This window comes from Streptomyces sp. NPDC088812 (genome assembly GCF_044750285.1).
Taxonomy (GTDB): Bacteria; Actinomycetota; Actinomycetes; order Streptomycetales; family Streptomycetaceae; genus Streptomyces.
In genome coordinates this window covers 19,749-40,687 of record NZ_JBIVJP010000010.1, presented here as the reverse complement: position 1 = coordinate 40,687, position 20,939 = coordinate 19,749, and the positions used below count along the sequence as shown (strand labels likewise).

16 protein-coding genes are annotated in these 20,939 nt (G+C 71.3%); 2 read left to right on the top strand and 14 right to left on the bottom strand.

The genetic code is table 11. The annotated features are described in order from the left end of the window. Positions 1-69 precede the first annotated feature (69 nt). From ACIP67_RS18945 to ngcE, 4 genes are all read right to left on the bottom strand, one after another. Positions 70-1,269, bottom strand: a complete 1,200-nt coding sequence (locus ACIP67_RS18945) for an ROK family transcriptional regulator (RefSeq protein WP_401693274.1) — start codon at positions 1,267-1,269, stop codon at positions 70-72. A gap of 308 nt (positions 1,270-1,577) precedes the next feature. After that, positions 1,578-2,507 (bottom strand): carbohydrate ABC transporter permease, encoded by a 930-nt coding sequence (locus ACIP67_RS18940; protein WP_401692988.1) that lies wholly within the window; start codon positions 2,505-2,507, stop codon positions 1,578-1,580. 2 nt (positions 2,508-2,509) lie between these two features. After that, complete coding sequence (locus ACIP67_RS18935; RefSeq protein WP_401692986.1) at positions 2,510-3,436, bottom strand: carbohydrate ABC transporter permease; 927 nt, start codon at positions 3,434-3,436, stop codon at positions 2,510-2,512. Between the two features lie 28 nt (positions 3,437-3,464). Beyond that, positions 3,465-4,928 (bottom strand): N-acetylglucosamine/diacetylchitobiose ABC transporter substrate-binding protein, encoded by a 1,464-nt coding sequence (ngcE, locus tag ACIP67_RS18930; protein WP_401692985.1) that lies wholly within the window; start codon positions 4,926-4,928, stop codon positions 3,465-3,467. A 346-nt stretch (positions 4,929-5,274) separates the two neighbouring features. Between ngcE and ACIP67_RS18925 the strand changes: the two genes are divergently transcribed. Next, positions 5,275-7,278, top strand: coding sequence for an alpha-glucuronidase (locus tag ACIP67_RS18925; protein ID WP_401692984.1), 2,004 nt, complete (start codon positions 5,275-5,277; stop codon positions 7,276-7,278). Here ACIP67_RS18925 and ACIP67_RS18920 read toward each other — a convergent pair. From ACIP67_RS18920 to ACIP67_RS18895, 6 genes are read right to left on the bottom strand one after another with little or no spacing between them, the layout of a single operon-like run. Beyond that, a complete protein-coding gene (locus tag ACIP67_RS18920; protein ID WP_401692983.1) occupies positions 7,272-9,335 on the bottom strand; it encodes a beta-galactosidase in 2,064 nt (687 codons plus the stop codon). The genes ACIP67_RS18925 and ACIP67_RS18920 overlap by 7 nt on opposite strands. After that, complete coding sequence (locus tag ACIP67_RS18915; RefSeq protein WP_401692981.1) at positions 9,332-10,180, bottom strand: hypothetical protein; 849 nt, start codon at positions 10,178-10,180, stop codon at positions 9,332-9,334. Before ACIP67_RS18915 ends, ACIP67_RS18920 begins: the two co-directional genes overlap by 4 nt. Continuing rightward, a complete protein-coding gene (locus ACIP67_RS18910) occupies positions 10,177-11,688 on the bottom strand; it encodes a xylan 1,4-beta-xylosidase (RefSeq protein WP_401692980.1) in 1,512 nt (503 codons plus the stop codon). Before ACIP67_RS18910 ends, ACIP67_RS18915 begins: the two co-directional genes overlap by 4 nt. Beyond that, positions 11,685-13,370, bottom strand: a complete 1,686-nt coding sequence (locus ACIP67_RS18905; protein WP_401692978.1) for an extracellular solute-binding protein — start codon at positions 13,368-13,370, stop codon at positions 11,685-11,687. Before ACIP67_RS18905 ends, ACIP67_RS18910 begins: the two co-directional genes overlap by 4 nt. A 38-nt stretch (positions 13,371-13,408) precedes the next feature. Continuing rightward, the gene (locus tag ACIP67_RS18900; RefSeq protein WP_401692976.1) at positions 13,409-14,290 is read right to left on the bottom strand and encodes a carbohydrate ABC transporter permease; all 882 of its coding nucleotides are present in this window, start codon (positions 14,288-14,290) and stop codon (positions 13,409-13,411) included. Next, on the bottom strand, positions 14,284-15,276 hold the full coding sequence (locus ACIP67_RS18895) for an ABC transporter permease (RefSeq protein ID WP_401692974.1): 993 nt from the start codon (positions 15,274-15,276) through the stop codon (positions 14,284-14,286). Before ACIP67_RS18895 ends, ACIP67_RS18900 begins: the two co-directional genes overlap by 7 nt. 226 nt (positions 15,277-15,502) lie before the next feature. Here ACIP67_RS18895 and ACIP67_RS18890 point away from each other — a divergent pair, with 226 nt between their 5' ends. Continuing rightward, the gene (locus tag ACIP67_RS18890; RefSeq protein ID WP_401692973.1) at positions 15,503-16,522 is read left to right on the top strand and encodes an acetylxylan esterase; all 1,020 of its coding nucleotides are present in this window, start codon (positions 15,503-15,505) and stop codon (positions 16,520-16,522) included. Between the two features lie 341 nt (positions 16,523-16,863). Here the strand turns inward: ACIP67_RS18890 and ACIP67_RS18885 are convergent, their stop codons facing one another. From ACIP67_RS18885 to ACIP67_RS18870, 4 genes are all read right to left on the bottom strand, one after another. Continuing rightward, positions 16,864-17,934: a lytic polysaccharide monooxygenase gene (locus tag ACIP67_RS18885; protein WP_401692971.1), complete on the bottom strand. Its 1,071-nt coding sequence runs from the start codon at positions 17,932-17,934 to the stop codon at positions 16,864-16,866. Positions 17,935-18,251: 317 nt separating this feature from the next. Next, the gene (locus ACIP67_RS18880; protein ID WP_401692970.1) at positions 18,252-18,464 is read right to left on the bottom strand and encodes a DUF4287 domain-containing protein; all 213 of its coding nucleotides are present in this window, start codon (positions 18,462-18,464) and stop codon (positions 18,252-18,254) included. 130 nt (positions 18,465-18,594) lie between these two features. After that, positions 18,595-20,154, bottom strand: coding sequence for a sensor histidine kinase (locus ACIP67_RS18875; RefSeq protein WP_401692969.1), 1,560 nt, complete (start codon positions 20,152-20,154; stop codon positions 18,595-18,597). Next, complete coding sequence (locus tag ACIP67_RS18870; RefSeq protein WP_401692967.1) at positions 20,151-20,876, bottom strand: response regulator transcription factor; 726 nt, start codon at positions 20,874-20,876, stop codon at positions 20,151-20,153. The genes ACIP67_RS18875 and ACIP67_RS18870 overlap by 4 nt, the downstream gene beginning before the upstream one ends. Positions 20,877-20,939 lie beyond the last annotated feature (63 nt).

Here is a 20,939-nt window from a genome sequence, read left to right as displayed (position 1 = left end):
TCAACTCGGCCGCAAGTTCGACGTCAAGAAGTAAATACTTAACGAGATGGCAACGGGGTCATTCGTTCTCTAAGTGAAGGCGGGTGCGGCGGAGGACAGAGTGCCGTCCAAAAGAGTCGAATCGCCCATCTCGCTGAGCGCGAGGGCGAGCGCCCCGAGCACCTCGGCACGGCCCCCGAGTGCCCCCGGGAGAACGGAGAGTTGGCGCGCCGCGCTGGGGATCGCATAGCGGCCGACGGACTCCCGGATCGGCCCGAGCACCAGCTCCCCGGCCTCGGCGAGATCGCCGCCGAGCACCACCCGGCTCGGGTTCAGCAGGTTGCAGAGATTGGCGACTCCGCTGCCGATATGGCGTCCGACGTCGGCAATCACCCTACGGCAGCCCGGGTCCCCGTCCCTGGCCAGCCTCACCACGCCCTCCATCGTCAGGTCGGTGCCGTGGCTGGGCTGGAGGAGCGGCAGCACGTACCGCGCGGCCGTGAACGTCTCCAGGCAACCGCGGTTCCCGCAGCGGCAGACCGGGCCGGATTCGTCGAGCGTGATGTGCCCGATCTCCCCCGCGGTGCCGCCGGGACCCCGGTAGATCTTCCCCTCGATCACCAGACCGGCGCCCACACCGCTCGCGACCTTGATGTAAGCAAGATCACGTACGCCTCTGCCGCTTCCCCAGACCATCTCGCCGAGGGCGCCGAGGTTGGCGTCGTTGTCCACGTGGACGGCCACCCCGAGACGGCCGCGCAGCTCCGCGGCGGGGCGCGTGCCGATCCAGCCGGGCAGGATGGCGGAGGAGCCGAGCGTGCCGGACTCCACGTCGATGGGTCCGGGCACGCCGAGCCCGACCCCGGCGATCTTGCTCCGGTCGACCCCGGTGGCCTCGATCAGACGCTCGACCAGCTGCTCCGCACGGTCGAAGCCCTGGGCCGAGGAGGCGTCCACGTCCAGCGGCTCGGACTCCTCGGCGAGCACCTGGTGGGCGAGGTTGCCGATGGCGACCCTGAGGTGGGTGTGGCCGAAGTCGACGCCGATGACGATGCCGGCGTCGCCGCTGAGGCTGACGCTGCGGGCCCGGCGTCCGCCCGCCGAGGTGGGCGTGACCTCGACGGTTCCGCCGTCCTTCAGCTCGCGCACGATGTTCGACACGGTGGCCGCCGACAGACCGGTCGTCCGGGCGATCTCCGCCTGCGTGAGCGACCCGGCCAGCCGCACGGCCCGTACGACCCGCTCCAGGTTGGCTCGGTGCAGCGACGACTGCGACCCCGGAGTCTCCACGACGACCTCCTGCGCGCGGGACCGCAGCGATGGGGCCCCGTCCATGTCCAACTAGTGAACTCTAAGCTGAGCTGTTCGGGTCGCCTCCCGTCAAGAGGTTGAACAGTATCCGCGTACTCGAACAAAGAGACGGACGTCGGTCGCCACCCTAGGTTGCGGGGTGTGCGGGGGTGGGTGCGCGGTGTTGCGGGAATCGGGCGGGCGGAGGAGCGCAGCAGGCATGAAAAGCGGACGGACCCAGACAAAAGGCGGCGCACGCCGCCCCCTGTGCTCCGGGAGCCCGCGTACGCCGCCTGAAGGCGTGAGGTCTACTTCAGCGCGCCCGCTGTCAACCCCTGCACCACCTGCCGTTGGAACACGATGTAGGCCGCCAGGACCGGCAGCATCGCCATCACGAGTCCGGCGAAGAGCCCCGACCAGTCGCCCTTGTAACCCTGGCTGGCGGCCAGTTGGACGAGCCCCTGGGTGAGGACGCGGCGGTCGGGGTCGGTGTTGAGGACCGTGGGGAGCATGTACTGGTTCCACTGGCCCAGGAAGTTGAAGATGCCCACACTGACCAGGCCGGGCCGGGCCATGGGCAGCATGATCCGGAAGAACGTGCGGCTGTGGGAGGCCCCGTCGACGAAGGCCGCCTCCGCGACCTCGGTGGGCAGGGTGCGGAAGAACGCCGTGAGGAAGAACACCGTGAACGGCAGCGAGTAGGCGATGTAGACCAGGATCAGGCCGTGGAGGGTGTTCAGCAGCCCCATGGTGTCGACCACGTAGAACAGCGGGACCAGCGCCAGCATGATCGGGAAGCTCATGCCGCCGATGAACAGGTAGTAGACGAAGCGGTTGCCGGGGAAGTCGAAGCGGGCCAGGACGTACGCCGCCATGGAGCCGAGGACCAGGGTGCCGACGAGCGAACCGCCCACCACCAGGACGGTGTTGAGGAAGTAGTCGCTCATGTCGGCCTCGGTCCACGCCCGGGCCCAGTTGTCGAGGTGCAGTGCGTCGGGCAGCGACCACGGCGAGCCGAAGATGGAGGCGTCGTCCTTGAAGGAGGTCATCACCGCCCACAGCAGCGGCAGCACGACCATGACCGCCCACAGGGCGAGGATGCCGTGCGAGAAGGCGTTGAGGATCTGCCCCTCCCCCTTCCGCCCGGCCGGCCGGCCGGCCGGGGGCGGGTCCGTCTTCGTCACGGGCGCGGGCACGGGCGCGGGCGCGGCGGGTTCCGTGGTCTTCTCGATGCTCATGATCAGTACTCCAGCCGCTCGCGCCGTCCCAGCCGCATCACGAGCGCGGCGAAGGCCAGCGTCACGACGAGCAGGGCGACGCCGATGGTGGTGGCGTAGGCGGCCTGACCGTCACGGAACGCCTTCTGGTAGACGTACAGGACCATGACGGTGGTCGAGTAGTCGGGGCCGCCCGGTCCGGTCGTCATGATCTGCACGACCGCGAACGACTCCGCGCCGAGGGCGAGGATGCCCAGGTAGACCCAGCCGGACTGCACGGTGTCCCACAGCAGCGGCAGGGTGATGCGGAAGAAGGTGGTGGCCCGGTTCGCGCCGTCGAGCAGGGCGGCCTCGTACAGGTCCGCCGGGATCGACGCCATGCCCGCGGAGAACAGCACCACGAAGAACCCGACCGTCGACCACACCAGCACCGCCATCACACACCACAGCGCGAGGTCCGGGTCGCCCAGCCACAGCGGCTGGACGCCGTCCAGTCCGATCCCCCGCAGCAAAGAGTTCACCGCGCCGCTGTCCGGGTTGTACGCGAAGGCGAACAGCAGCGCGACGATCGCGATGGAGAGCACCTGCGGGAAGAAGTACACGATCTTGTAGAAGGAGGAGCCGCGGACGCCGGAGACCGCCGGGCCGCCCTTCCTCCTCCGTCCGCCAATATTGATCATGAAGGCGAGGAACAGCGCGAAGCAGATCGTGATCAGCGGCACCACGACCGCGAACGTCAGGCTGTGCCACAGGGATTTCCAGAAGACGTCGTCGTCCAGCATCCTGCGGTAATTGTCGAGGCCGACCATCTCGAACTCGGGGCTCAGTCCGGTCCAGTCCGTGAACGAGTAGTAGACGGACTGGACGAACGGCCAGATCACGAAGAGCGCGTACAGTCCCAGGGGCAGCGCCAGGAACCCCACGATGAAGCGGTACTTGCCGTGCTGCATCACCACTCCGGTGCCGTGTGAATTCCCGTTACTGGTGCTTGTAGTGCTTGATCGACGTGTCCTTCGCGGTGTCGTCGGCGAATTTCTGGATCTTCTTGACGGCCTCGACGGGGGTGAGGCGGCCGGCCATCATCTCGCCGAGTCCGGACACCCCGATCTGCTCCTTCTGCAACTTCACGTACCAGTCCTGGAGCCGGGGGTTCAGCACGTTCTCGCCCGCCTTCTCCAGCGCGGCGACGCCCGACTTGAGCCCGGGGGTGAGGGTGATGCCGTCGGTGCCGCCGTCGTAGGCGGTCAGGGACTTCACCTTGGTGGTGAAGTTCTTCGAGGACGCCTCGCCGAGCATGATGCGCAGCTGCTCCATGCCGCCCGCCGCGTTCTTCGCCTTGGCCGGCACGACGAACGGCTCGCCGCCGGAGGCCCACAGGGTGCCGAACGGCAGCGCGTCGGAGGAGTCGATGCCGGTGGGCGCCGAGACGGCGAGGTCGAAGTCGGCCGGGATGACGTTCGCCGACTCGTTCTCCACCCAGGAGCCGTTGGGGAGGAACAGGGCCTTGCCCTGGGCCCACGCGGTCTGCGACTGGATGTGGTCCAGCCCCGGGGTGCCCTTGAGGACGTAGCCCTTCTTGTAGAGCTCGTAGTACGCCTCGAAGCACGTCTTGACCGCGGGGTGTTCCCAGGCCTTGGGCTCCAGGTTGTCGATGGCGTCGAGGACCTCGCGGCCGCCGACCTTGCCGATCATCGGGTACAGCGAGAAGGGGAGGTAGTACGGGTACTTGCCGGCGTACGTCCAGCCCGCGACGCCCTTCTTCTTCGCCTTCTCGCAGACCGCGAGCATCTCGTCCCAGGTCTCGGGGTACGTGGCGTCCAGCGAGTCCAGGAGCTTCTGCGAGTACCAGACGCCGTAGACGGTGTAGGCGTAGTACAGGATCCAGACGGGGTCGCCGTCGAGCCGGCCCATCTCCACGATGCCGGGCCGCAGCGTGTCGCGGACCTTCTTCGCCGGGTCGTCGTAGGAGGGGGCGTCGAGCAGCGGGGTGAGGTCGGAGAGCTGGTTCTTGCCGGCCAGGACGCCCATGTCCATCTGCTCGGCACCGGAGTTGTCGATGAGGTCGGGCGGGGTGCCCTGGTTGAAGCGGGGCTGGAGCGTGGTCTGGATCTTCTGGGTGGCCGAGAACTTCACCTCGACATCGGGGAATTTCTGTTCGTAGATCTTCACCGCGTCCTCGGCGTACTCCTTGCCGAAACCGCCGTCGAACAGGACGAATTCCATGGGGGCGGTCTCGTTGACCGCGAGCGGGTTCTGCTCGGTCTTCTTTCCGGCCTTCGCCTTGTCCTGGTCACCGCCGCCCCCACTGCTGGCACAGGAGGCCAGAAAGCTCATCGTGGGGACCGAGATCAGGCCGAGTGCCGCGGACCGTTTGATCAGGCCGCGGCGGCCGAAACCCGCGGAGCCGTTGTTCTCGGACGCCGATGCGGAAGTGGATCCCATGCTCAAGTCCTCGCCTTCTCCAGGACTCAGGCGGTGAACCGGATCCGGGCCGGCACCGCGGTCAGGTCAAGCAGGGTCGTGCGGTCACGTGGATCGCCGACAGGTATAGTCCACTTCTTGCCGACGGGGCAAGATCGGATACAGGGATGGCCGTGGGTCTTTTCCGAGTTGAGACCTCCCGGAAATACAAGCAGATCGGCAATCCGGTGCCGGATGACGTGCAACCGACGGCGTCCGCCCACTGACCCGTCCTGCACATCTGTTCCATAATGATCAGGCGCCCTGTCAGCAACGGCGGCGCCGCGCGCGGGACCGGCACGGCGATCGCCCCGTCACCGGAGGGTTCATGCCGCTTCCCGTGCCCGTGCCCGTCCTGCCCGAGGGAATCGACCCCGCCTGGCTGCCTCCGGAGGCCTTCCGGCCGCTGGGCGCCCGGCGGACGCGGATCCGCGGCTCGGGGCCGCTCGTGGAGACGGTGCACGGGGAAGTGTCGGACGCCTGCCGCCGGTTCGGCGGAGAGGTCGTACGGGACGACGACGGCACGGCCGCCCCGTACGACCTCGTGCTGTGCCGGACCGACGGCCCGGAGGACCTGGGCGACGAGGGGTTCGCCTGCGAGCGGTCCGCCGGCACCACCACGGTCACCGCGTCCGGCCCGCGGGGTCTGCTGTACGGCCTGTTCCACGTGGTGCGGCTCGGCGAGGACGCCTTCCGGGGCGAGCGGCCGCGCGAGGTGCACCGGCCGGCGGTGGCGCTGCGGATGCTGGACCACTGGGACAACGTCGCCGTGCACCCGGTCATGGGCCAGGTGGAGCGCGGCTACGCGGGCGGTTCGCTGTTCTGGCGGGACGGGAGGGCGCGGGGGGAGCCGGAGCGCGTCCGGGCGTACGGGCGGCTGCTCGCCGCCTGCGGGATCAACGCCGTCTCCGTCAACAACGTCAACGTGCACGCGACCGAGGCGCGGCTGCTGACCGACCGGCTCGGTGAGGTCGCCGACCTCGCGGCGGCGCTGCGCCCGTACGGCGTCCGCACGCATCTGTCGGTCACCTTCGCCGCGCCGGTGGTGCTCGGAGGGCTGGCCACGGCGGATCCGCTGGACGCGTCCGTGCGGGCCTGGTGGGCCGACGCGGCCGCGCGGGTGTACGCGGCGATCCCGGACTTCGGCGGGTTCGTGGTGAAGGCCGACTCGGAGGGCCAGCCGGGACCGTTCGCTTACGGCCGTTCGCACGCGGACGGCGCCGATGCGCTGGCCGCCGCGCTCGCCCCGCACGGCGGCACGGTCCACTGGCGCGCGTTCGTCTACGACCACCGGCAGGACTGGCGGGACCGCACGACGGACCGGGCGCGCGCCGCGTACGACCATTTCGCGCCGCTGGACGGGGAGTTCGCGGACAACGCGGTGCTCCAGGTGAAGCACGGGCCGATGGACTTCCAGGTGCGCGAGCCGGTCTCCCCGGTGCTCGGGGCGATGCCGCGCACCCGGCTCGCGGTGGAGGTGCAGGCCACGCAGGAGTACACCGGGCAGCAGCGGCACGTGTGCTGGCTGGGCCCGATGTGGAGCGAGGCGCTGCGGTTCCGGCCGGGCGGTGACGCCGGGGGATGCGTCGGGGAGGTGGCGCGGGGCGGACTCGTCGCGGTGTCCAACGTGGGCGACGACCCGTTCTGGACCGGCCATCCGCTGGCCCAGGCGAACCTGTACACCTTCGGGCGCCTCGCCTGGCGGCCGGACGACGACCCCCGGCGCATCCTCGACGAGTGGATCGGCCTCACCTTCCTGTCCGCCCCCGAGCGCCTGATCACCGGCCTGCGCGCGGTGCTGCACGGCTCGTGGCGGACGTACGAGAAGTACACCGCGCCGCTCGGCGTCGGGTTCATGGTGCAGCCCGGACACCACTACGGGCCGAGCGTCGACGGCTACGAGTACAGCCCCTGGGGCACCTACCACTTCGCCGACCGCGACGGCGTCGGCGTCGACCGCAGCGCCGCCACCGGCACCGGGTACGCCGCCCAGTACGGCAAGCCGTGGGCCGAGGTCTACGAGTCCCCCGGCTCGTGCCCCGACGAGCTGCTGCTGTTCTTCCACCACGTCCCCTACGAGCACGTCCTGCACAGCGGGAAGACGGTGATCCAGCACATCTACGACAGCCACTTCGAGGGCGTCGAGGAGACGGAGGAGGCCCTCCGGGTGTGGGAGGGCCTCGCGGACCTGGTGGCACCGGCCCGCCACGCGCGCGTGGCGGAGCGGTACGCGGAGCAGCTGCGGAGCGCCCGGGAGTGGCGGGACCAGGTGAACAGCTACTTCCTGCGCAAGTCGGGGGTGCCGGACGAGCGGGGGCGGACCGTCTACTGAAGCCGGAGGACGGCCACGCCGAGCGGGTCGAGGGTGAGGGGGGCGCCCCGCTCGATCCGCTTGCCCGTGAGCAGGTCGGTGGCGTCGGTGTGCGCGGTGAGGGGGGCCGGCTCCGGGGCGTGGTTGAGGAGGAAGAGCAGGCGTGTGCCGTCGGGGGTGACCCGGTGGGCGGTCTCGACGGCGGGCCGGTCCGCGTAGGGGCCGATCAGACCGTGACGGGCCAGCACCCGGCGGACGACGTCGTCGACGCCGGGCCGGTCCAGGGCGGTGGCCACGTACCAGGCCTCTCCCTCGCCGAAGCGGTGGCGGGTGACGGCCGGGGTGCCGGCGTAGAAGTCGGCGCCGTACGTGCCGACCGGTTCCGCGCCGCGCGGCTGGACGATCTCGAAGACGAGCCGGGCCTCGTGGCGCGACGCGCCGATGGTGACGGGCTGGACGACGTCCTCGGGGCGGGCGTCCCACTCGTCGACGCGGATGCCCAGCAGGCCGGCCAGCGGTCCCGGCACGTCGCTGAGGAACGCCCGGTCGTGCTCGTCGGAGCGGCCGGTGAGGAACGTCGCGAGGACGGTGCCGCCGCGTCGGGTCAGCTCCTCCAGACGGTCGGCGAGATCGCCCTTGACCAGGTGGAGGACGGGGACGAGGACCACGTCGTAGCCGGTCAGATCGGCGGTGACGGGGACGACGTCCACGTCGGCGCCGGCCTCGCGGGCGGCCCGGTAGTAGGCGTGGACGACGTCCGGGTAGCGGACCAGCCGGGAGGGGCCGTCGGAGATCTCCAGCGCCCACCAGCTGTCCCAGTCGAACAGCAGCGCGGTCCGGGCGGGGGTGCGGGCGCCCAGGGTGGCGTCGCCGAGGGCGGTCAGCTCCTCGCCCAGGGCGGCGACCTCCCGGAAGACGCGGGTGTCGTCGCGGCCCGCGTGCCCGATCACCGCGCCGAAGTACTTCTCGCAGGCGCCGCGCGAGGCCCGCATCTGGAAGTAGAGGGTGGCGTCGGCTCCGTGGGCGATCGCCTGCCAGGTGGCCAGGCGCAGCTCGCCCGGGCGGCGCAGCGGGTTCACGTCGTGGCAGGCGGTGGTGGACGGGGTCTGCTCCATCAGCCAGAAGGGGGCGCCGTCCTTCAGGCCGCGCATCAGGTCGTGGCCGAGGGCCGGCCGGGAGGGCGGGGCGCCCAGGGGCGGATAGCTGTCCCAGGACGCGAAGTCGAGGTGGGGGGCCCAGCGGTGGTAGTCGAGCGGCCGGTAGGCGCCCATGAAGTTGGTGGTGACGGGGGTGGCGGGGTCGTGGGCGCGGATCGCCTCCTTCTCGGCGGTGAAGCAGCCGAGCAGGGCGTCGGTCATGAAGCGCTGGTAGTCGAGGGTGACGCCCTGGAAGGCGGTGTGGTCGGGGCCGCGCCAGTGCTCGGTGAGGGCGCTCGGCGGCTCGATCTGGTCCCAGTCCGTGTAGCGGTGCGACCAGAAGGTGGTCCACCAGGCGTCGTTGAGGCCGTCGAGCGTGCCGTGCCGCGCGCGCAGCCAGGCGCGGAAGGCCTCGGCGCACAGGTCGCAGTAGCAGGCACCGCCGTACTCGTTGTTGATGTGCCAGGCGAGCAGCGCGGGGTGGCCGGCGTATCGTTCGGCGAGCCGGCCGGCGAGCGCCGTCGACAGACGGCGGTACGCCGGTGAGCTCGGGCAGAAGTTGTGGCGCTGGCCGTAGCGGTGCCGGCGGCCTTCGAAGTCGGTGCGGTTGACCTCGGGGTACTTCGTGGCGAGCCAGGGCGGTACGGCGGCGGTGCCGGTGGCGAGGACGGCGCGGCGGCCCTCGGCCGCGGCACGGTCGAGGATCCGGTCCAGGACGGTGAAGTCGTACGCGCCCTCGGCGGGCTCGGTGAGCGACCAGGAGAAGACGCCGACGGTGAGCGCGTCGACGCCGGCCCGCGTGAACAGGCGGTGGTCGTCGTCCCACACGTCGTCCGGCCACTGTTCGGGGTTGTAGTCACCGCCGTAGGCGATCTTGGCGGTGCGGGGGAGGTTGCCGGGGTGCGGGCGGTTGCCGGGGTTTCCGGCGGCGGGGGTGGTCATGCGGTGAAGTCCTCCTGGGTCTCGGCGATCACCGGGCTGCTCGATCGGAGCAGGGAGAGCAGCAGCGGGGCGGCGAGGAGGGCGGGCAGGGCCTCGGTCAGCAGGGCGGTCAGCGCGCCGGTCAGGACGAGCAGGGAGGCGGCGGCGAGGGTCGCCCGGCCGTGCCGGAACAGGAAGTACGCGGCGAGGCGGGCGGTGTCGCGGGCGCGGAAGGCGAAGAGGGAGGTGAGCAGGAGGGCGTGGGCGCCCCACAGCAGGGCGCCGGCGCCGACCGCCCCGAGGAGCGCGGCCCACCAGCGGGGCAGGCCGGTGGCGGCGAAGTGGGTGAGGGTGAAGGCGATCACCGTCAGCCAGGCCAGCAGCGGCGTCCACAGCTTCAGCGCGGGGAGGGCGTTGAGGCGCAGGCCGCGCCGGTAGACGCGGGCCGGGTGCAGGTCGGTGAGGTCGCGCCCGCGGTGGTGCAGGGCGTACACGGCGGCCGAGACGGCCGGGCCGAGCGGCAGCAGGCAGACGGCGGCGAGGGGCAGGTTGGCGGGGTCGGGGCCGAGCAGCAGCAGGACCGCGAGACCGGGGGCGGCGGTGGCCAGGAGCAGGACCTCGACGGTGAGCAGGGTGTGCACGAGGGCGGCGGCGCGGGAGAGGGGTCCGGAGCCGAGGTCCGCGGCGCGGGAACGGGACCCGGAACCGACGTCCGCGGCGCGGGAACGGGACCCGGAACCGACGTCCGCGGCGCGGGAACGGGACCCGGAACCGGGGGCCGCGGCGCGGGAACGGGACCCGGAACCGGGGGCCGCGGCGCGGGAACGGGACCCGGAGCCGACGTCAGCGGGGCGTACGGTGCTCATGGGGCCTCCCGGCCGAGCAGCCGGTGGTCGTCCCACCAGGGTGGGGTCTCGTCGGTGAGGGGGGTGAGCTCGACGAGGGTGATCTCGTGGCGGGCGAGGGTGAGGCGCAGGTCGGCGCGGCCCTCGTGGAGGGGGAGGCGGCGGTGGCTGCGGGCGGGCTCGGCGGCCTCGTGCAGGACGTCCAGCTGCCCGGGGCCCGGCGAGCGCGGGCTGCCCATGTGCCGCCAGGCGGTGTGGGCGTTGCCGTGTTCCTCGTCCACGGTGGACCGGCGGACGAAGGCCTCGCCGCGGGCCGCGAGGGGGACGGACAGGTGCAGGTCGTGGCGGTCGGGGCCGGGGGTGGCGCCGGTCGGGTCGACGGGCGCCCAGGCCAGGACGGCGACCCGGCCGTCGGGGTGGCGGGTGACGAGGTGGTCGTCGCCGCGGGCGAGCAGCTCGGGGCCGGTCCGGGCCATGAACGCGTACAGGTGGTACGTCGGTTTCCGCACCTGGCGGTGGGTGAGCAGGCCGAAGCCGCCGTGGAAGAGGGCGGTGGGGACGCCGGTCTCCTCGAACATGTCGCTGCCGGTCCAGTAGGAGAACGAGTCGGCCAGGTCGCCGCCCGCGGCGAGAACCGGGGCCAGGTAGGCGGCGTGGAACGCGGTGTCGTGGACCGGGTTGTCGGGGCGGTAGGAGGAGTTGAACTCGGTGATGTGGACGGGCAGTGCGGCGTACGGGGTGTCGCGGAGCTGTCGGCGCGGGGTGGCGAACTGCTCCAGCAGGCCGCTCGCCGGGCCGAGCGTCTGGTGGACGCCGAAGGGCACGTGCTGGGCGGGCCCGGAGGTGTAGGCGTGCCGGGAGACGAAGTCGAGGGGGACCGCGCGTTCCTCGGCGAACCCGGCGAACCGGACCAGCCACTCGTCGGCGCCCGGGGAGATCGCGGGCCCGCCGACCTGGAGGCCCGCGTCCACCTCCTTCACCGTGTGCGCGGTCACCTCGTACAGCCGGTGGTACGCCTTCTCGTCCGCGTCCTGCCAGAAGTCGGGCAGGTTGGGCTCGTTCCACACCTCGATCGGCCAGGTGCGGACCTCGTCGAGGCCGTAGCGGTCGACGAGGTGGGTGAGGGTGGCGCGGACCAGGTCGGCCCACTCCCGGTGGGAGCGGGGCGGGGTGACGTTGCCGCCCCACCAGAACACCGTCCGCTCCCCGGAGGCCAGCTCCGTCGGCATGAAGCCGAGTTCGAGGAAGGGGCGGATGCCGAGGGCGAGGTAGGTGTCGACGACCTGGTCGACGTAGGTGAAGGCGTGGTGGACCCGGCGGGCGCCCTGGTGCTCGTAGGGCCGGTACACGCCCATGCCGTCGCTGAACAGGCCGTGGCCCCGGATGTGCCGGAAGCCGATCTCGCGCTGGAGGAGGGCGAGGGAGTCCTGGTGGTCGCGGCGCAGGGCGAGGTCGGTCCGGCCGGTGCCCACGCAGGTCCGCCAGGCGTCGGAGAGCCGGCCGGTGGCCTCCGCGGGGACGCGGATCACCCGTTCTCCTTCGCGTAGCGCTCGCGCGCCTTGTTGTGCAGGGCGACGAGCTGGTCCATGTTCTTCGCCTTCAGCTCACCGACGTACGCGTCCCACTCGGACAGGGGGCGCTTGCCGAGGGCGAACTTGAGCGCGTTCTGGGTGACGTGGTCCCGCAGCGGGGTGTCCCACAGGGTGGCCTGCTCCTGCTCCACCGACTGGAGCGGGTGGGCGGGGCCGATGGGCAGCTGCTCGCGCTGGGCCATGGCGTCCTGGAACGCCTTCTCGTCGGCGCTGAAGGAGGAGGAGACCAGGGCCCAGCTGCCGCCGTAGGTGAAGACGCCGTTGAAGAAGCCGTAGTCCTTCTGGAGGTCCTTCGGGGCGTCGGGGTCGGAGCCCATGAGGCTGATGCCGTCCTTGAGCGTGTACCGGTCGCCGGAGCGGGTGTAGGTGACGCCCTCGACGCCCCACTTGGCGAACCGCTGGCCCTCGTCGGAGTACCACAGCCAGTCCACGAACTGCATCATCGCGACGAAGCTGTCGCTGTCGAGCGCCTTGTCGGAGACCATCACGCCGTTCTCCAGCCGGGCGCCGCCGATCACCACCGGGCCGGCCGGGCCGAGCGGTACCGGGATCATCTCGATCGTCGCGCCCTGGACCTGTTGTCCGAGGTTGTAGCGGTAGTTCTGCACCAGTTCCTGGGGGTTGGCGCTGATCGCGAAGGCCTTCTCGGACAGCAGCTTCTTCACCGCGTCGTCGTCGGTCTGGGTGAAGCTCTCGGGGTCCACGAGCTTCTCGGCGACCAGCTTCCTCAGGTACGTGAGCATCTCGCGCCAGCCGTCCGTGGCGCCGGTGAAGACGAACTCGCCCGCCGGGTCGTCCCAGCTGATGTTGTCGTAGCTCCAGCCCGCCCGGACTCCGTACGCCTGCCCGAGGTAGCTGAAGAGGGCGGCGGCGGGGTAGGGCGTGTTGGTGCTCCAGCGGTCGGTGAAGGGGTAGCGGTCGGGGTACTCCTCTCTGATCGCCTTGAGGACGGTGTACACCTCGTCCCAGGTGGTGGGCAGGGCCAGGCCGAGCCGGTCGAGGACGTCGGTGCGCAGGGACAGCGAGTAGCCGGACTTGACCTTCTCGTGCAGGCCGGGCAGGAGGTAGTACTTGCCGTCGGACTGGCGGATGGAGTCGAGCTCGGGCTCCAGACCCCACTTCTTCACCTTGTCGAGGAAGTGGGGCATCAGGTGCGTGTAGTCGCTGACCGGGAGGATCGCGCCGGACGCCACGAACGCGACCTCCGACGGGTGGTACGTCTTCGGGATCAGGAAGGGGGCGTCGCCCGCGCCGATGAGCAGGCTGCGCTTCTTCTCGTAGTCGCTCAACGGCACCGACACCGGCTTGAACGTGACGCCGGTGCGCCGGGTGAGCTCCTTCCAGAACAGCCAGTCCTTCTTCATCGGGTAGCCCGGGTTGTCGTTGTGCAGGACCGAGAAGGACAGCGCCCCGGCCGCCTTGAACTGCTGGCCGGCCCGGTACTCCTTCATCGCGCCGTTCCGCTTCTTGGAGAGGTCCTTGGAGCCCCCTCCGTCGTCGCCGCTGCCGCAGCCGGTCAGGCCGGCGAGGCCGATGAAGCCGGCGGCGGCCAGGACCTGCCGCCGCGACAGCTGTCCGCGGTTCTTCCGCTCCGCCTTCTTCTGTGCCGCGTTCTTCACGGATACTCCCTTGGGTCCGTACGTCGGATGCGGAACCGTCAGCCCTTGACCGCGCCGAGCATCACGCCCGAGACGAACCAGCGCTGGACGAACGGGTACACGCAGAGGATGGGAAGCGACGTCAGCACGATGGTGACCGCCTGGATGTTCGCCGCGACCTGGGTGCCCTGCTCGGTGGTGGCGCCGGCGCCGGTGGCGCCGGTGGCGCCCGCGATGAGGTTGCGCAGATAGACCGTGACCGGCATCAGGTCGGCGCTGTCCATGTAGAGGAAGGCCGAGAACCAGGAGTTCCAGAAGGACACCGAGTAGAACAGCACCATCGTCGCGATGACCGCCTTGGACAGCGGCAGCACGATCCTGAGCAGGATGCCGTACGTACTCAGGCCGTCGATCTCCGCGGCCTCCTCCAGCTCGGCCGGCAGGCTCTCGAAGAACGCCTTCATCACCAGCAGGTTGAAGACGCTGATCGCGTTCGGCAGAGCGATCGCCCACACGGAGTTCTTCAGCCCGAGGCTGGTGATCAGCACGTAGTGGGGGATCAGTCCGCCGGAGAAGAACATGGTGAACACGGCTACGCCGACGAGGACGCCTCGCCCCTTGAGGTTCTTCTTCGACAGGACGTAGGCGTAACAGGTCGTCAGGGTCATGGCGACGGCGGTGGAGACCACCGTGTAGAGCACCGTGTTGCCGTAGTTGCGCCAGAACATCGTGTCCCTGAGGACGATGTCGTAGGTGGTGAGGTCGAATCCCTTGGGCCACAGCGTCACCTCACCGGCCCGGATCTGCCGTTCGCCGCTGAAGGAGCGGGCGACGATGGTGGCGAAGGGATAGAGGGTCACCAGCACGACGAGGCCGAGGATCACGCCGTTGACGCCTTGGAAGATCCGGTAACCGCGGGTCGGCCGATCGACGCTCACCACAGGCTCGTCCCCACCGTGCGGCGCGACAGCTGGTTCGCGGAGGTGATCAGCACCAGCCCGATGACCGCCTCGAACAGGCCGATTGCGGCGGCGTAGCTGAAGCTGTTGGACTCCACGCCGGTCCGGTAGAGGTAGGTGGAGACCACGTCGGCCGTCGGATAGGTCAGCGGGTTGTACAGCAGCAGGATCTTCTCGAAGCCGACGGCCATGAAGGTGCCGATGTTCAGGATCAGCAGCGTGATCATGGTGGGGCGGATGCCGGGCAGGGTGACGTGCCAGATCTGCTGCCAGCGGTTGGCGCCGTCGATACGGGCGGCCTCGTAGAGGTCGTCGTCGATCGTGGTGAGCGCCGCCAGGTAGAGGATCGTGCCCCAGCCCGCGGTCTGCCAGATCTCGGAGCCGACGTAGACCGTGCGGAACCACTCGGGTTCCTGGATGAACCGCACCGGGTCGTGGCCGAACCAGCCGAGGACGTGGTTGACCGGCCCGTCGGTGGCGAGCATCTGCATCGTGATGCCCGCGACGATCACGATCGACAGGAAGTGCGGCAGGTACGACACCGACTGCACGAACCGCTTCAGCGCCGTGCGGCGCACCTCGTTGAGCAGCAGCGCCAGCACGATCGGCACCGGGAAGCAGAACACCAGGGTCAGCGCGCCCAGCCAGAGCGTGTTGCGGAAGACCTGCCAGAAGGTCGGGTCGGACAGGAACATCTCCACGTACCGCAGGCCCACCCACTGCTCGCCCAGGATCGACCCGCCCGGCTCGAAGCGGCGGAAGGCGATCACGTTGCCGATCATCGGCAGGTAGCGGAAGACGAGGAAGAACAGCAGGGGCAGGACGGCCAGCGAGTACAGCTGCCAGTCGCGGCGCAGCGCCCGCCGCAGGCCGGTGCGCGCGGTGGGGCGTGCGGGGCGGGGGGGCCGGTCGGGGGGTGGTGGGTCCTGGGTGCCGGGGGGTGGTGCCGGCGTGGTGGAGGTGCTCATGCTCGGGCCTCCCGTGGGGGACGCGGTACCGAAACTTTCGAGATCGTTACCGGTAACTTCGCGGCAACTTAGGGGCACCCAGAAAGCGGTGTCAATGGGCGTGCGGGGATCATCCGAGACACGGGCGCGGCGTTGGAACGCTCTGACGGCGGGGTAGAACCCGGGAGTCCGCGCCCGCCGTCTCCGCAAGTTTCCCCCCTGCCACCGACTCCTGCGAGGTGTCACCGTGCCCGCGTTCGACCTGCCGCCCGGGGAGCTGGAGCAGTACCGTCCGGCGCTCGGAGAACCCGCCGATTTCGACGTGTTCTGGAGCGACACGCTCCAGGAGGCGTCCCGGCACGAGCCGTTGGTGTCCGTGGCGCCCGTGGAGACCGGCCTGCGCCTGACCCGCACCTGGGACGTGACCTTCCGCGGCTTCGCCGGCGACCCGGTGCGTGCCTGGTTCAGCCGGCCGGCCGACGCGGACGGCCCCCTGCCCGCCGTGGTGGAGTACGTCGGCTACGGCCGGGGCCGCGGCCTCCCCCACGAGCGGCTGACCTGGGTGAACGCCGGGTACGCGCATCTGCTGATGGACAACCGCGGCCAGGGCGACCAGTACGGCAACGGCGGCGCCACCGCCGATCCGCACGCCGTCGCGCCCGGTGGCCCCGGCCCGGCCGTCCGCGGCCTCCTCGCCCCGCACGACTACCACTACCGGCGTCTGATCACGGACGCCGTGCGGGCGGTGGCGGCGGTGCGGTCGCTGCCCGGCGTGGACGGGACGCGGATCGCCGCCGTCGGCAACAGTCAGGGCGGCGGTCTCGCCCTGGCCGTCGCGGGCCTGGTCCCCGGGCTGGCGGCCGCGCTGGTCACCGCCCCGCTGCTGTGCGGCATCCGCCGCGCCCTGGACCTCACCGACGCGGGCCCCTACGGCGAGATCGCCGCGTACCTCTCCGTCCACCGGGGCCGGGAACGGGCCGCGTACCGCACGCTCTCCTACGTCGAGGGCGTCTCCTTCGCCCGCCGCGCCCACGCCCCGGCCCACTTCGGCACCGGCCTGCGCGACACGGTGTGCCCGCCGAGCGGCACGTACGCGGCCTTCAACCGGTACGGGGAGACGGGCGGCGGCGCGGGGGACGGCGTGCGCAAGGAGATGCACGCGTACCCGTACAACGGGCACGAGGGGGGCGAGGCCGAGCAGGTGCGGCGGCAACTGGGCTGGCTGGCGGGGGTACTGGGGCGGGAGCCGGCCACGGGGACCGCCTGATCGGTGCGGTCCCCGTAGCCGCGCCGGTCCGGAACCGTGCCGGTCCGTAGCCGGGCCGGTCCGTAGCCGGGCCGGTCCGGAACCGGGCCGGTTCGGAGCCGCGCCGGTTTCCGGGTGTCGGCTGGTCCGCGCACGGCCGCCGGTCCGCCCGGTCCTGCCGTACGCGCCACCGGACCCATCGGCCGGTCCTGCCGTACGCGCCACCGGCCCCATTGGCCGGTCCTGCCGTACGCGCCACCGGACCCGGTGGGCACGCGGCTCATGTGCCCACCGGGTCCGTGCCGGCGGTGGTCGCCGGTCGCGTCGACCGTACGGCCGCCGGTCGACCGTACGGCCGCCGGTCAGCCGACCCGGCAGGGAAGGGTCGTGGCGCTGTCGCCGCCGGTGCCGGAGACGACGTATCCGAAGGTCGTGCTCTGGCCCGGACTGAGCGAGCCGTTCCAGTCGGCGTTGTGGACCATCACCGCCTGGCCGTCGTAGGTGGCGTTGCCGCTCCACAGGCTGGCGACCGTCTGGCCGGCCGGCAGGGTCCAGTCGACCATCCAGCCGAGCATCGGGACGTCGCCGGAGTTGGTGACGGTCACCTGGGACTGGTAGCCGCCGGTCCACGAGCCCGTCGTCGCGCGGGTCGCCGTGCAGGTGCCGGGCACGGGCTCGGCCGGGTCGCCCGGCTCGTGGATGCCCGTGACCTCGCCGTCGCCGCCGTCGAAGACGACGTCGGAGCAGGAGTAGAAGGTCTCCGCGCTGTCCGAGCGCTGCCAGACCATGTAGATGATGTGGCGGCCCGACTTGTTCGCCGGGAGCTGTCCGCTCCAGGAGTAGTTGGCCTCGACCGTGCCCGGGGTGCCGTTGAGCGGCGGGTGGTCGACGGTGAGGAACGGCTGGTCCTCCATCGCGTCCCAGGTGAGGGTCTGGGTCGGGTCGAAGCCGTCCTTCGTGACGTAGACGTAGAACCAGCCCGGGTGCGCGGCCCAGGCGTTGTAGGAGAAGTCGACCGTCGCGCCCGAGGTGAGGTGGGTGAGCGGCCAGTCGTCGCGGGCGGCGTCGAAGCCGGTGAAGTTGGTGTTGCCGCCGCTGCACAGCTGCCCGTCGGGCACGAAGCCGCGGGTGCGGCCGGCGCCGTCGGAGCGCAGCACCGAGAACCAGTTGTAGAACGGCGTGGTGCCGCTGACCTGCTGGGCGTTGGCACAGGCCGGGTTGACCGGTTTGATCTCACCGGTGTCGGTCAGCCCGTCCTGCCAGCACAGGAAGGTGCGGCTGGCGGGCTTCATGGGGGTGCCGTGGGCCTCGGCCTCACCGCCGGTGGTGACGACGATCAGGCCGAGGGCGGGGACGACGGCGAGGAGGGAGAGGAGGACGAGGAAGAGGGCTCTGGTGCGTGATCCCGAGCGGGTGGTACATGTCGTGATCATGACATGACTCATGGCGGAGTCCGTCCTTCCGTGTACGGACCGGCGTGCGGGTACAGGGGGGGTACGGCGGCGGGAGCACCGGTGTGGTGCGGAGAGGGGGTGCCCCGGACCGGCCGGGAGGGATGGGTGGAGGGGGAGCACTCCCGGGCGGGTTCCGGTCCGCCGAGATGGGAGCGCTCCCACTCCACCTGAGGCGGAAGGTAGCGCGGAAAGACCGGCTTGTAAACGGGGTGGACGCCGCCGTTTGACGGTGCCGCCCCGTACGCCGCCGTTCTACGACGCACGTCCGACGGGCGCCCTCCCCCGTCCGCGCGCCGCTACGCGCCGGCGTTCTCGGCGAGCGTGTGCGCCACGAGTGCGTTGGCGTGGCCGTGCCCCAGGCCGTGCTCGGCCTTCAGCCAGTTCACCAGCTCCATGTGCTTGGTCAGCGGCGAGGAGCGGATCAGGTCCTTCCACTCCGCTATGGGGCGGCCGTACTTCTTCTCGATCGACGGGAAGTAACTCGCGGGGCCCTTCACGGGTGCGGTCATGGCGGTCGGGTCCTTTTCCTGGGTGTGTCGACGATGTCGTCCCCTACGACCGCCCCGGCACGGAAAAGTGATCGGCCCACCGAAGTGAGCTACGCCACTCTCTCCGGCCGCCCGGTGTGCGTGGCCGTCCTCACGGGACCGGCGCCTGAGCCTCCCACGTCGTCGCCTCCGCCTCCGCCTCCGCCTCCGCCACGGCCGGCAGCTCGACGACGAACTCCGTGCGCCCCGGCTCGCTGCGGACGTCGATCCGCCCGCCGTGCGCCGCGGTGATCGCGGCGGCGATGGCGAGGCCGAGGCCCGCGCCGGAAGCCGCGGTGCTGCGGGCGCGGGAGGTGTCGGCCCGGGTGAAGCGGTCGAAGACGCTCGGCAGGAGGTCCGGCGGGATGCCGGGGCCGTCGTCGCGGACCCGGACGGCGCACCGGCCGTCCCGGGCGGTCACCACCGTGGTCACCCTGGTGCCCGCCGGGGTGTGCACCCGCGCGTTGGCCAGCAGGTTGGCCACCACCTGGTGGAGGCGGGCCTCGTCGCCGAGGACCAGCGGCGGGGGGTCCAGGCTCAGCTCCAGCTGCCAGTCGTGGTCGCCGCCCGCGGCCCGCGCGTCCCACACCGCCTCCGCGACCAGCGCGGCCAGGTCCACCTCGGCGGACTCCAGCGGCCGGCCCTCGTCCAGCCGGGCCAGCAGCAGCAGATCCTCCACCAGGCCGGTCATCCGCGCCGACTCGGCGGTCACCCGGCGCCAGGCCACGCCCGGCTCGATGCGGTCCGTGCCGCGGTTCATGAGTTCCGCGTACCCGGCGATGGAGGCGAGCGGGGTGCGCAGTTCATGGCTGGCGTCGGCGAGGAAGCGGCGCATGCGTTCCTCGCTGCGCCGCACCCGCTCCTCGCTGCGCTGGCGGGCGGCGAGCGAGGACTCCACGTGGTCGATCATGCGGTTGAGGGCGGCGCCGACCTGCCCGGCCTCGCTGGTCGGGTCGGTGTCCCGTTCGGGCACCCGGGTGAGGACGGCGACCTCGCCGCGGCACAGCGGCATCCGGGACACCTCGACCGCGGTGGCGGCGACCCGGCCGAGGGGGCGCAGCTGTCGTCGTATGACGAAGGCGCACACACATCCCGCGACGGCCAGTCCGGCGAGGGCGATGACGGCCTCGACCACCGCCAGCCCGCCGATGAGGCCCTCGACCTGGTCCCTCGGCAGGCCGACGATGACCCGTACGTCGTTGTTCTCGCGGGCGGTGAGGCGGTAGGTGCCCAGGCCGGGCAGGGTGCGGTTGTACAGGGCGCCGTCGGCGTGGATGCCCTCCAGGGCGGCGACCTGGGCGGAGCTGAACATCATGGGCGGGGCGTCCTGGCGGACGACGGCCGCGGACAGGATGGTGCCGTCCTCGTCGTAGCGGGCGGCGATCATCCCGAACGGCTGCCCGCTCTCCCTCAGGAAGGTGAGATCGGCCTCCAGTTCGGGGTGGAGGCAGGCGCCGCCGAGGGCGCGGGCGGCGGCGTTGTCCACCCTGCCGTCGAGGTTGCCGTAGAGGAAGGCGCGCTGGGTGAAGACGGTGGTGACGGCCATCGCCGCGCACACGCCGACCAGGGTGACGACGATGAAGACGAGCAGCCGGGTGCGCAGGGAGCGGCCCGCCAGCCGCAGGGCGCGCGGGCCGCGACGGCGGGCGGTGCCGGTCTGCGGCGGGGTCATGAGCGGGCTCCCACCGGTCTGATGGCGTATCCGACGCCGCGTACGGTGTGGATCATCGGCGCGCGGCCCCGGTCGATCTTGCGGCGCAGGCTGGAGATGTACACCTCGACCAGGTTGCCGCCGCCGTCGAAGGAGCTGGACCAGACGTGGTCGAGGATCTGTGCCTTGCTCAGGACCTGCCGCGGATGGTCCATCAGCAGGCCGAGCAGGTCGAACTCCTTGGCGGTGAGGGCGATCCGGTCGCCGTCGCGGTGCACCTCGCGCGACTCGACGGCCACGACGAGGTCGCCGAGGACCCGGACGGAGTCGTCGGTGCGGGACCGTTCGGCGCCGGCGCGGCGCAGCAGCCCGCGCAGCCGCACCACGACCTCCTCCAGCGAGAAGGGCTTGGTGACGTAGTCGTCGGCGCCGTTCTCCAGCCCGTCGATGCGGTGCTCCAGGGTGTCCCGTGCGGTCAGCATGAGCACCGGCAGCCCGGGGTTCTCGTGGCGCAGCCGGCGCAGGACCTGGATGCCGTCCAGGTCGGGCAGCATTCCGTCGAGGACGACGGCGTGCGGGGCGCAGCCGCGGGCCATCCGCAGCGCGCTCTGCCCGTCGGGGGCGGGGTACGGGCGCCAGCCCGCCTCGGTCACGGCCACGGAGAGGACCTCGGTGAGCGCGGGCTCGTCGTCGACGATGAGCACGCGGACGCGGCCGGTTCGGGACGTGGAGGCGGCAGTCATGTCCCGATCCTGTCCCGGCCCGCTGAGGGAACCCTGTGTTCCACCTGAGGGTAGGTGATGACC